The organism is Microbacterium oxydans (assembly GCF_026559675.1).
Taxonomy (GTDB): domain Bacteria; phylum Actinomycetota; class Actinomycetes; order Actinomycetales; family Microbacteriaceae; genus Microbacterium; species Microbacterium oxydans_D.
Window position 1 is genome coordinate 1,474,721 of the sequence record NZ_CP092891.1, and the last position, 11,115, is coordinate 1,485,835.

9 protein-coding genes are annotated in these 11,115 nt (G+C 70.7%); 3 read left to right on the top strand and 6 right to left on the bottom strand.

Going from position 1 to position 11,115, the window contains the following annotated elements:
* Positions 1 to 26 precede the first annotated feature (26 nt).
* Positions 27 to 1,004 carry a zinc-binding dehydrogenase gene (locus MME74_RS07000; protein ID WP_267418037.1) on the bottom strand — a complete coding sequence of 326 codons (978 nt, stop codon included), beginning with the start codon at positions 1,002 to 1,004 and terminating at the stop codon, positions 27 to 29.
* 22 nt (positions 1,005 to 1,026) lie between these two features.
* Positions 1,027 to 1,476: a MarR family winged helix-turn-helix transcriptional regulator gene (locus MME74_RS07005; RefSeq protein WP_267418534.1), complete on the bottom strand. Its 450-nt coding sequence runs from the start codon at positions 1,474 to 1,476 to the stop codon at positions 1,027 to 1,029.
* 207 nt (positions 1,477 to 1,683) lie between these two features.
* On the opposite strand from MME74_RS07005, the gene MME74_RS07010 reads away from it, so the two are divergent.
* The 3 genes from MME74_RS07010 to MME74_RS07020 all read left to right on the top strand — a co-directional run bounded on the left by MME74_RS07010 (position 1,684) and on the right by MME74_RS07020 (position 7,152).
* On the top strand, positions 1,684 to 3,357 hold the full coding sequence (locus MME74_RS07010) for a SulP family inorganic anion transporter (protein ID WP_267418038.1): 1,674 nt from the start codon (positions 1,684 to 1,686) through the stop codon (positions 3,355 to 3,357).
* A 123-nt stretch (positions 3,358 to 3,480) separates the two neighbouring features.
* The gene (locus MME74_RS07015) at positions 3,481 to 4,461 is read left to right on the top strand and encodes an FUSC family protein (RefSeq protein WP_267418039.1); all 981 of its coding nucleotides are present in this window, start codon (positions 3,481 to 3,483) and stop codon (positions 4,459 to 4,461) included.
* Positions 4,462 to 4,560: 99 nt separating this feature from the next.
* Complete coding sequence (locus MME74_RS07020) at positions 4,561 to 7,152, top strand: LuxR C-terminal-related transcriptional regulator (protein ID WP_267418040.1); 2,592 nt, start codon at positions 4,561 to 4,563, stop codon at positions 7,150 to 7,152.
* Between the two features lie 30 nt (positions 7,153 to 7,182).
* Here MME74_RS07020 and MME74_RS07025 read toward each other — a convergent pair whose 3' ends face one another.
* The 4 genes from MME74_RS07025 to MME74_RS07040 form a co-directional block, all read right to left on the bottom strand.
* Positions 7,183 to 9,525: an arylsulfatase gene (locus MME74_RS07025; RefSeq protein ID WP_267418041.1), complete on the bottom strand. Its 2,343-nt coding sequence runs from the start codon at positions 9,523 to 9,525 to the stop codon at positions 7,183 to 7,185.
* Positions 9,526 to 9,586: 61 nt separating this feature from the next.
* Positions 9,587 to 10,303, bottom strand: coding sequence for a GAP family protein (locus tag MME74_RS07030; protein ID WP_267418043.1), 717 nt, complete (start codon positions 10,301 to 10,303; stop codon positions 9,587 to 9,589).
* 30 nt (positions 10,304 to 10,333) lie between these two features.
* Positions 10,334 to 10,666 (bottom strand): SHOCT domain-containing protein, encoded by a 333-nt coding sequence (locus MME74_RS07035; protein ID WP_324170128.1) that lies wholly within the window; start codon positions 10,664 to 10,666, stop codon positions 10,334 to 10,336.
* Positions 10,667 to 10,682: 16 nt separating this feature from the next.
* On the bottom strand, positions 10,683 to 11,114 hold the full coding sequence (locus tag MME74_RS07040) for a DUF6325 family protein (protein WP_267418046.1): 432 nt from the start codon (positions 11,112 to 11,114) through the stop codon (positions 10,683 to 10,685).
* Position 11,115 lies beyond the last annotated feature (1 nt).

Genomic DNA, 11,115 nt, shown 5'->3' on the forward strand with positions numbered 1-11,115 from the left:
TGCCCGGCCCCGGGCGGAATGCGGGATCAGAACCGGAGGAGCACCTTGCCGACGCGTCCGGGGGTGCTGCTCGCCTGGACCGCCGCACGGATGTCGGCGGCGTCGAACACACCGGCGACGGGAAGGGTCAGGGTGCCGTCGCCCAGGCGCTGGAACAGCTCGCCGAACAGGGCGCTGCGCGTCGAGGCGTCGAGCTGCGGGATCACCTTGCTGCCCCAGAACCCCTTCACGGTGGCCTGCTTGAAGATGACGTCGGAGGAGGCGATCTCCATCGTGGGCGAGTCCATCGCGCCGAAGGCGACCAGCGTTCCTCCCTCGGCGAGGAGCGAGAGGACCTGGCCGGCCGATGCACCGCCGACGGAGTCGACGCCCGCGACGATCGGTGCCCCGCCCGTGAACGCGTCGACCTGTTCCCGCCAGTCGTCCTGATCGGTGGCGACGACACCGTCGATGCCCTGCTCGCGGAGTTCTTCGACGCCCGCGGTGCGGCGGACGAGCCCGAGGACCTTGACCCCGCGCGCCGCTCCGAGCTGCGCGAGCATGCGTCCCACGGCCCCGTTGGCGGCGTTCTGCACGATCCAGTCGCCCTCCTTCACGTCGAGGAAGTCCAGCAGCGTGATCGTGCTGAAGGGCATCGAGACCAGCTGCGCGGCCGTCTCGTCCGGGATCGCGTCGGGTACCGGGACCAGGCCGGCGGCGTTCGTCACGAGGTACTCGGCCCACGCGCCGAACGTGCCGCCCGTGGCGACCCGCTGTCCGACCGAGAGGTGCTCGACGCCCGCCCCGACGGCGTCGACGACACCGAGGGCTTCCGTGCCCGACGGCGCGGGCAGCTCGGGCTTGAATCCGTAGGTGCCGCGGACGGTCCACAGGTCGTGGTTGTGGATGGGGGAGAGCACGACCCGCAGGCGGACCTGGCCCGCTCCGGGCTCGGGGACGGGACGGTCCTCGACGCGGAGGACCTGCTCCGGCTCGCCGAAGGCGGGGTGGATGAGTGCGCGCATGGGGTGGGTTCCTGTTCTGTCGTCAGTGGGTGCCGTCGCCGCGCGCGATCGCGCCGAGCTCGGCGGTCTCGCGCTGGAGGCGGTCGGTGATGTCCTGCAGCTCGGCGATCAGTCGGCGCCGCTGCTCGTCGTCGTGGAGGCCGGCGACCTCCGCGATCCGGGAGTGGATCGGGGCGACCTCGGAGCGGAGCTCCTGGCCCCGCTCGGTCAGGCGTACCGTGACGACCCGCTCGTCGGCGCCGTCGCGGGCTTTGGAGACCAGGCCGCTCTGCTCGAGCCGACGGATGAGGGGGGAGAGGGTGCCGGAGTCGAGGCGCATCAGCGCCCCGAGCGAGCCCACCGTCTGATCGCCCTCGAGCCAGAGCGCGGCGAGCACCAGGTACTGGGGGTATGTCAGCCCCCAGGGCGCGAGCAGCGCCCGATACGCCTGCGTCGTGGCGCGGGCGGCGGAGTACAGCGAGAAGCACACCATCTCTTCGGTCACGGCCACGGGTCAAGGATTGCACACGATTGAGTTGTGCACAACTTAAATTCCGACGACGATCGGAGTGTCGAGCGGGTGGCCCCACGGGCGAGTTCACCAGGGTGAGCCCACCCGTCGCGGGTGAGGGACGCCGTCACCCGACGCTCGCGCCGCAGTACGCTCGGGCCAACCGATCACCGGAGGCAGGAGGGCGCCGTGAGACGACCGCCGTGGCTGTTCAGCACGCTCGACGGCTACCAGCAGAAGTGGATCGTCAAAGACGTCATCGCGGGTCTGTCCGCCGGTGCCGTCGTGATCCCGCAGGGGATGGCCTACGCCACGATCGCGAATCTGCCGGTGCAGGTCGGGCTCTACACCTGCATCCTGCCCATGCTCGTGTACGCGTTCCTCGGGGGCAGCCGGGCGATGAGCGTGTCGACGACGTCGACGATCGCGACGCTGACCGCGACCACCCTCGTCTCCGCCGGGGTCGCCGCAGGATCGGACGACGCGATCGGCTCTCTCATGATGCTGACCCTGCTCGTCGGCGTGGTGCTGCTGCTCGCCCGCCTCTGCCGCCTCGGATCGCTCGTCGAGAACATCAGCGGAGCGACCGTGCTCGGTCTCAAGATCGGCGTCGGGGCCACGGTCGCCGTGGGGCAGCTGCCCAAGCTGCTGGGGGAGAGCTTCAACTTCTCCGGGCATGGGTTCCTCCGCTCCCTGGCTGCCGTCGCACAGGCCTTCGACAGCGTGAACTGGCCGACCGTCGCGCTGTCCGCAGGATCGATCGTCGTCCTGCTCCTCCTGAAGCGGTTCGCCCCGAAGATCCCGGGGACGCTCGTCGTCGTGGTCGGCGGCATCCTCCTCGTCTGGCTGGCGGGGATCGACCGGCTCGGGGTCGGACTGATCACGGAGGTGCCGAGCGGGCTGCCCGTCCCCGGGATCCCCGATTTCGCCCAGGCGATCGCCCTGGTGCCCGGAGCCCTGGCGATCGCTGTCATGGCATTCCTGGAGTCGGCCGCCGTCGCCCGCAGCCTGCGGGCGGCGAAGGAGCCTCAGATCGACAGCGATCAGGAGCTGTTCGCCACCGGAGCCGCGAACACGCTCGGCGCGTTCTTCGGGACCATGCCCGCCGCCGGCGGCTTCTCGCAGAGCGCCGTGAACCAGAGCGCCGGAGCGCGGTCACAGGTCTCCACGGTGGTCACGGTCGTGCTGGCGATCCTCGTGGCCCTGTTCCTGGGTCCCGTCCTCAGCCTGCTTCCCGAGGCCACTCTCGCCGCCATGGTGTTCGTCGCGGTCGCCGGGCTCGTGAACATCCCGGAGCTGGTGCGGTGGGCGCGCATCAGCCGGGTGGACTTCTGGATCGCGCTGTCCGTCGCGATCATCGGTCTCACCGCGGGTCTGCTGCCCGCCGTGGCCGTGGGTGTGGTCGTCACGCTGATCCTCGTGCTGCGCGAGGTCAACAAGCCCAGACTGCGGAAGGTCGGGCCTGCCGACGGGGCCCTCGGCATCGACCTCGAACGCGGGCTCTACACCGCGAACGCTCTGGTCAACGAGCGCGAGATCCTCGCCCTCCTCGACCACGAGGCCACTCCCGTCGACACCGTCGTGGTCGGTATGAAGCCGCAGGAGGTCATGACGATCACGGTTCTCGACGCGCTGCAGGACCTCGATCGGGAGCTCGCGCAGCGCGGCGTGATCCTTCGTCTCGCCGCCCTGCCCCCGGCGGCGGCGGCCGTCGCGAGCCGCACCCCGTGGTTCGAGGACCTCGTCGCGGCCGGTCGCGTCCACGACTCCGTCGACGAGGGGATGGCCGCAGCCGCCGACACGGGGAGGCGGGATGGCGGAACCGATGCCGTTCACCCTGGTGAAGTCGACGACGCGCGCTGACGCGGGCCCGGCGGATCCATAGGCTGACCACGAGAGCGGGCGGCGGTGCCGCCGCGGCTCGACCAGCGAGGGGGCAGGAATGCGGATCGGCATCGGAAGCTCGACGTCGCCGAGGCGGACAGGGTGGATCACCAGAGGGGTCTGAGCTGGAACTGGTCGCGATTCGGGCTCGGCGTCGTCTTCGCGCTCCCGGCTCTGGCCGTCACCCCCTTCGCTCCGACGCTGGGACTCGCCGTCGCCGTCGGCGTTCTCCCCGCGGCCGCGTTCGGGCTCCCGCCGCGTCGCCGCGCACGGGGTGTGATCGTGATGATCGGCGCGCTCAGTGCGGCCGGACTGCTGCTGGGATCGCTCCTGGCGCTGTCCCCGATGATCGCCGTGGGTGCCCTGTTCGTGCTCGCCGTGCTCGCGAGCGTCAACGCGACCCGCGGGCGCTTCGCACAGCTGGTGCTGGTCCTGGCACTGCCGATGGTGGGTCTCGGGTTGAGCTTCGCGTGGTCGACCGTCACGCTCGCGCTCGCCGGATGCATGGTGGCGGGTTCGGTCTACGCCTGGGTGGTGTCCCTGCTCTGGCCGCAGACGGATGCTCCCGCACTGGCGGCTCCTCCCGTGCCGCGCGGAAGGGCGATGCTCGTGTACGGCCTCCTCCTCGGCACCGCCGCAGCGACGGCCGCGGCCGTCGGCTTCCTGCTGGGCCTGGAGCACGTCGGCTGGGCGACCGGGGCGGTCCTGCTCGTCATGCGCCCGGTCCGCGGCCAGCTCATCGCCCGCAGTGCCGGACGTGCGCTCTCGGTGCTCGCGGGAGCCCTGGCCGCCGCGGCCCTCGCGGTGCTCTCACCGGGACCCCCGGTGGTCGCGGTCGCGATCGGACTCGTCGTCGGCGCCCTCAGCGCGACGCAGGCGAGCCGCTGGTACGTCGCCCCGGCGTTCACGACGTTCCTGGTGCTCCTGCTGATCATGTCGACCTCCTCGGCCTCGCCGGGCGAGCGCTTTCTCGAACGCACCGTCGAGACCGTGGTCGGGGTCGGCCTCGCGCTGCTCTTCGGCACGGTGGTGCCCGCTCTCCTGGCGGCGCTCACGCGGCGCCGACGCCGGATGACGGCATAGTCACGCCGTCCTCCGCAGACCCTTGAGTGCTTCCGGCCGTGCTGACATACTGCCCACAAGGGCAGGGAGGCTCTTGGTCGATTCAATCGGGGGGTGCCGATGGATGAGGACACGTGGAACTCCGGCGTGCCGGAGGAGAAGGGATCGAGGGAAGAGCGAGGAGAGGTGCGGCGGCGGCGGCTGCTCACGCGGCTGACGGCCGCGATGGACGAGCCGTGGACCTTGACACTGGTCACGGTGCCGGCCGGTGCCGGGAAGACCCGATTGCTCCTGCACTGGGCGGACGAGGTCGGGGCGGACCCCGGGACCGACGTCGTCTGGCTCGCACTCCGACGGGGTGACACCGATCTCGCACCGCTGCGCGCGGCCCTCGAACAGGTCGACGACGAGGGGCTCCGCACGAGTCTCGCGCAGGCGGCCACCGCCCCGGTACCGGACGACGCCCGATCGCTGGCCCGGGCTCTCCGTGCCTCGACACGACGCATCGTCGTGATCCTCGACGACATCCACCACGTGGAGGACCGCGCGCTGGCGGACGATCTGTCGGCCTTCGCGAGCGCGGTGCCCGGCAACGCCCACGTCGTGATGTCGGGGCGCGGGACCGGGCTGGTGCGGGTGGCGCGGCGCCGCATCGCGGGGATCGCGCTGGCCCTCGACAACCACGACCTGGCGTTCACACCGGCCGAGGTCCGCTCCTTCTTCGGTACCCGGGGCGTGCGCCTCTCGCAGGGGGAGGTCAGCGCGATCCTGCAGCGCACGGAAGGGTGGGCGACCGGTCTGCAGCTGATGGCGGTCGCGGCGCTCGAGGATCGGAAGGCCATCGACCGTCCGCTGCACGGAAACGCTCCGGCCGTCGTGGACTACTTCGCCGAGGAGGTGTTCGCGGAACTCGACGAGGACCTCGTCGAGTTCCTCCTCACGACCGCGGTGCCCGAGGAGTTCACGCTCGACCTCGCGCACACGCTGTCGGGAGGGGCACCGGCCGGTGGCATGGTCGAACGCCTCACGCGCCTCAACGCGCTGATCGAGCGCACGGGGGAGGATCCCGTGCGCTACCACTACCACCCGCTGCTGCGGGAGTTCCTGCTCGCGCGCCTGGAGGACCGCGGCCCGCGCGCGGTGGGCGAGCTCCAGAAGACCGCCGCGGAGTGGTTCGCGACGCGACAGGAGCACCTCTCGGCGCTGCGTCATGCCATGCGCAGCGGTGACGCCGTCTGCGTCTCGGTCGTCCTGCGGCGGTGCGGGATGCAGCTGATCCTGATGGGGCATGCCGACGATGTGCTCGACGCGGCGGCGGGCATGGGTCCGTCGGTGCGGACCGAGCCGACGGTGCAGATGCTGATCGCCGCGGCGGAGCTGGCGCGCGGCGACGAGTCCGCCGCGGCCGCCGTGCTCGCTCGGCTGCGCGACGCGGAGGCGTCCGCGGTGACGCGGCACTGGCAGGCCGGGCTCGATCTGCACACGGCCGTGCGGCGGGGAGGGATCGCCGAGGCGCTGGCGCGTCTCTCGGTCGCCCTCGATGCCGCCACCGGCGAGCCGCAGCTCGACACCTATGCCTCCGTGCAGGCGGCGATGGGGGAGCTCTACGTCGGACGGCTGGACCGTGCGGAGCGCCTCGCGCGCTTCGCCGCGGACCAGGCGCGGACCACGGGCATGGGGGCGGCGGAGCTGCAGGCGAACGCGATCCTCAACACCAGCACGCTGTTCCGGGGGAGGATGCGCGAGGTGCTCGAGTCGGGAGCGCGCCTGGACGAGCGCTGGGGGGAGCTCGGCGAGCCGGACAGCACGTTCTACCAGGTCAGCAGGGTGTGGAGATACTGGGTCCCGTTCGAACGGATGGACAGCGCGGTGAGCACCGAGATCCTCGCGGCCGCGACCGCGGTGATCGGCAGCGGGACGGAGCATGCCATCGCCCGAGGGTTGCAGGGCATGATCGCGTTGCGGGACGCGGACGTCGCCGCCGATCCGCACCTCGCCGCGGTCACGCTGCGCGACAACCTCACCCCGCGCGAGGACCTGCCGCTCCCGGCGCACTGGTACGCGATGGTGAGCCCGTTCGCCGTGCACGCGTTCGACCGGCTCGACGAGCCCGTCATGCGCGACCGCTTCATCGCCGACACCGAGCGCGCGCTCGGTGCGACGGGCGACGTGGCGGTGCTGCACGCGATCGCCGCGCTGCACGACCACCGTCCCGACGCGGCCCGTGCGGCGCTCGCCGTGGTGCTCGACGGCACCGCCCCTCCGCTCGTGGCGGCGTCGATGGTGGACGCCTGGCTCGTCTCGGCCGTGCTCGATGTGGAGGCCGGAGACACGGAGCAGGCCCAGGTGTCGCTCTCCATGGCCCTGGTCCTCGCCGAGCCCGAGGAGCACGTGCGACGCATCGCCGAGGCCGGTCCGGTCGTCGCGCGCCTCCTCGCGGCCCGGGCCACGACGGGTGCGCGGTCGCGCTTCGCCGACCGGGTGCGGGAGCGGCTGGCCGCCGAGGGCGTCCTCGTCGAGGAGGAGCTCACGCGGCGCGAGCGCATCGTGCTGGCGGCGCTGAGCCGCAACGCGACCCTCCGGCAGATCGCCCAGCAGGAGTTCATCTCCCCGAACACGGTGAAGACGCACGTGCGGAACATCTATCGGAAGCTCGGCGTCTCGGACCGGGACAGCGTGACGGCGGCCGCGCACGCGCTCGGGATCGAGTGAGCGCACGCGGCCGCCGCGGGTGGCCGGGCGTCAGTCGCGCGCCATGGCCGCCGCCAGATGCGCCTCGAGGTCGAGGTAGGCGTCGTCCGCGATGTCGAACACGACCTTCACGATCTCTCCGCCGGTGAAGTCGAACCCGTAGCCGTAGAGCGACGACACCGGGTCGGCGCTGTCGCGGCCGATCGTCAGTCCCTCGCCACAGAGCGAGAAGTGACCGAGCACCGTGCGGATCCGCTTCTGGCCGACCTGCTGGTCGTCGATGTACAGCGTGACGGGGCCGACGCCCTCGCGGTACTCGCCCACGCCTTCCTTCGTGAAGTCGACGCCGATGATGTGCTTCCCCGACGTCGGCACGGGTGCGGACACGTGGTCCTCCGGCGGGATGCCGAGGAAGTTGTACACGTAGTGCACCTGCCCGTCCTTCACGACGAGCGCATGACCGCCGAAGCGCGAGCCGTGAGCGAAGATCACCCCCTCGGTGTCGGGCGTGAACTCGACCTCCGCCGCGATCTTGTAGGAGACGCCGTGGACGTTCGCGGCCGCCCGTTCCGGCACCTCCGTCGTGCCGGGGTAGTAGACGAACTGTCCGGACGGCGGCGCGGGCTGGTGGAACTCCATCCCGACGAACGTCTCGAAGTCCTTCGGATTGCCGATGATCTGCAGGTCGTTCAGGGGGAGCACGTCGTTCGCCTTCGCCTCCGCCATCCAGAGCGCCTTGAGTTCCTCGACCTTGTCCGGGTGCTGCGCCGCGAGGTTCGTGGCCTCGGCACGGTCGACGTCCGTGTGGTAAAGCTCCCACTCGTCGTTCGCGAAGTCGCTGAGCCCGCTCATGGGTCCGTGGACCGCGACGGCCTTCCAGCCCTCGTGCCAGATGCCGCGCTGTCCGAGCATCTCGTAGTACTGCGTCTTCTTCCGCGTCGGACCCTCCGGCGCGGCGTCGAAGGAGTAGCCCATCGACACGCCGGCGAGCGGCGTCTGCTCGACCCCGTTGTAGACCTCGGGGAACTCCACCCCGCAGGCTTCCAGGATGGTCGGCACGATGTCCGTCGAGTGGTGGTACTGATGACGGACCTCGCCCCGCGCCGTGATCCCGGCGGGCCAGTGGATGACCAGCGGGTCGCAGACGCCGCCCTGGTAGGTGTAGCGCTTGAACATCTTGTACGGCGTCGAGAACGCGGCCGCCCACCCGGTGGGGTAGTGGTTGTAGGTGGCCGGGGAGCCGAGCTGGTCGACCATGCGCAGGTTCTCCGCCTCGTCGTCCGGGTAGCCGCCGAAGATCTTGCCCTCGTTGACCGATCCGTTCGGGCTGCCCTCACCGGAGGCGCCGTTGTCGGCGCAGTAGATGATGAGCGTGTTGTCGAGCTGACCCGATTCCTCGAGGTAGTCGACGATTCGACCCACCTGCGAGTCGGTGTACTCGCTGAAGCCGGCGTACACCGCTGCCATCCGGGAGAACATCGCCTTCTCGTCGGCGTTCAGAGAGTCCCAGGGGCGTACCTCATCGGTCGGGTTGAATCGGCCGTCGGGCATCGGATTCAGGTCCGTCAGTGCGGTGTCGGCCGGGAGGATGCCCTTCTCGACCATCCGTTCGAGGACCCAGTCGCGGTACGCCTCGTAGCCGTCGTCGAACTGCCCCTTGTACTTGTCGATGTACTCCTGCGGCGCGTGGTGGGGCGCGTGGTTGGCGCCCGGGCAGAACCACAGGTACCAGGGCTTGTCGGGCTCGGTCTGCTTGACGTCGCGGATCATCGTCAGCGCCTGGTCCGCGAGATCCTTCGACAGGTGGTATCCCTGTTCCGGAAGGTACGGCTGATCGATGTAGTGGTTGTCCTCGGCGAGCGAGGGGTACCAGTTGTTGGTCTCGCCGCCGATGAATCCGTAGAAGCGGTCGTAGCCCTGCGCCAGCGGCCAGTGCTTCTTGGAGGCGCCGGCGGTCCATTCGTCGATCGGGATGTTGTGGTTCTTGCCCACCCAGAACGTCGACCATCCGGCATCGCGGAGGATGTGCGCCATCGTGGCGTTCGACTCCGGGATATGCGAGTTGTAGCCCGGGAAGCCGGTCGAGGACTCCGAGATGGTCGCGAACCCGTTCTGGTGATGGTTGCGACCGGTGAGGAACGTGGAGCGCGTGGGCGAGCACAGCGCCGTCGTGTGCCACTGCGAGTAGGTCAGGCCGTTCCGCGCCAGACGGTCCATGGTCGGCATGCTGATCCGTCCGCCATACGGGGACCACGCCGCCATGCCCGTGTCGTCGTACAGCACGACGAGCACGTTGGGTGCGCCGTCCTGCGGCTTCGGCGCTCGGAAGGCGTCCCAGTCCGCGACGGAATCGCGGACGTCGAGTTCGATCTTTCCCTGGAATTCACGAGCCATGTTCTTCTCCTTCTCGGTGGAACGATGTGACGGGGCCAGGCGGGAGGGGCGGCGGACGCGCTCAGAGGAGCGCGGCGATCCCCTTCTCGAGCTGGAGGGCGCCGATCACGAGCAGCAGCGCCGCGTTGAGCACGTGCGTGTTCCCGGCGATCCAGGTCCGCACGCGGTCCAGCAGCGGCTGGGCGGCCGCACCGCGGACGACGACGTAGATCACGGGGACGGCGATCGGCAGGGTGCCGATCACCACGAAGATCGCGGCGACCCACGCGCCCGAGCTCGTGCTGACATCGGCCAGCGAGATGTCGAGGGCCGCGATCACCGCGCACGAGGCATCGACCGGATTCAGGACGAACAGCCCGAGTCCGAGCAGCAGGGTGCGCCCGGGGCGGAACGACTCCACCGAGTGCAGCCAGCCCGGCAGCTGCGGCGACGCGGCCACGACGTCCTTCGGGGAGGCGGCGGCCGCCATCTGCACGATGTGCGCTCGTCCCTTGCGATACACCCAGACGGCCGCGGCGGTCAGGAAGAGCCCGAGGACCAGGCGGACGACGGGCACCCACAGCGGCGGCTCGCTCAACTCGTGCACGGCGAACAGCCGGAAGAGCCACAGGCACAGCACGACGAGTCCCGCGAGGCCGATGAACCAGCCGATGAGGTAGGCGATGCCGTTGGCGCGGGCGTTGCGGGAGAGCAGCACGGCGACGAGCGCCATGATCGCGAGGGGGCTCAGGACCACGCCGAGCGCGACCGGAACCAGGGCCAGGATCAGTTCGCCCATGCTGTCCTCCCCGTCCTGTCCTCGACGACGTCAGGCCAGGAGCCGGGCCTTGGCGGCGTCGAACTCCTGCTCGGTCAGAGCGCCGGAGCTCCGCAGCGCCGCGAGCTTCTGCAGCTCGGCGACCATGTCGGATCCACCCGCCGCGGCGGGCGGGGCGGCCGTGCGGGGAACCGCCGCGGCCTGCGCGGCGGAGTCGATCGCGGCCTGCTGCTGCGCCGACTCGTACTGCTCCTGCTCGTACTCCTCCTGGGCGCGGCGCTCGCGGTGGCGCATCATCCCCCCGGACACGGCGGTCGCGGTCCCGGCCACGACCGCCGTCCGTGCGGCGAGGCCCAGCAGCCCCGGACGGCCGAATCGTCTCATGAACGGCATGGCTCTCTCACTCTCCGGCCGACACGGCGTCGACGAGGGCGTTGACCACCGGCGCGGGGATCCGCTCCACGGCCAGCACGGTCGCGCCGGATGCCGCCACGTCCTGCGCGAGCTTCGCCGCCCACCGCAGCTCGATGCAGACCAGGGCGGCGGCGCTCCCGGCGGGGACGAGCGACGCGAACTCGTCGATGTCCTCGTCGCCCGTGAGGCCGGCGGCGGCGATCTCGATGTCGACGAAGCCGTGCGCGCCGGGGTCCTCCTCGACCTCGACGACCTCGACCGCGCCGTCCGCCGACTTCCGGATGATGACCAGGTCGAGCAGGCGGATGCTCGGATTCTCGAGCAGGTCGGCGAGGACGGTCGGGAACTCCTCTCCGGGTCCGTCCCCGGCGAAGCCCACGAGGTAGAACTCGATCGGGCCGAACGCTGATCTCTCCATG

Bases quoted from the DNA above. Each gene is read 5' to 3' on its own strand.
- MME74_RS07000 (WP_267418037.1), bottom strand. From the start codon at position 1,004: ATGCGCGCACTCATCCACCCCGCCTTCGGCGAGCCGGAGCAGGTCCTC.
- MME74_RS07005 (WP_267418534.1), bottom strand. From the start codon at position 1,476: ATGGTGTGCTTCTCGCTGTACTCCGCCGCCCGCGCCACGACGCAGGCG.
- MME74_RS07020 (WP_267418040.1), top strand. From the start codon at position 4,561: ATGGATGAGGACACGTGGAACTCCGGCGTGCCGGAGGAGAAGGGATCG.
- MME74_RS07025 (WP_267418041.1), bottom strand. From the start codon at position 9,525: ATGGCTCGTGAATTCCAGGGAAAGATCGAACTCGACGTCCGCGATTCC.
- MME74_RS07030 (WP_267418043.1), bottom strand. From the start codon at position 10,303: ATGGGCGAACTGATCCTGGCCCTGGTTCCGGTCGCGCTCGGCGTGGTC.
- MME74_RS07035 (WP_324170128.1), bottom strand. From the start codon at position 10,666: ATGAGACGATTCGGCCGTCCGGGGCTGCTGGGCCTCGCCGCACGGACG.
- MME74_RS07040 (WP_267418046.1), bottom strand. From the start codon at position 11,114: ATGGAGAGATCAGCGTTCGGCCCGATCGAGTTCTACCTCGTGGGCTTC.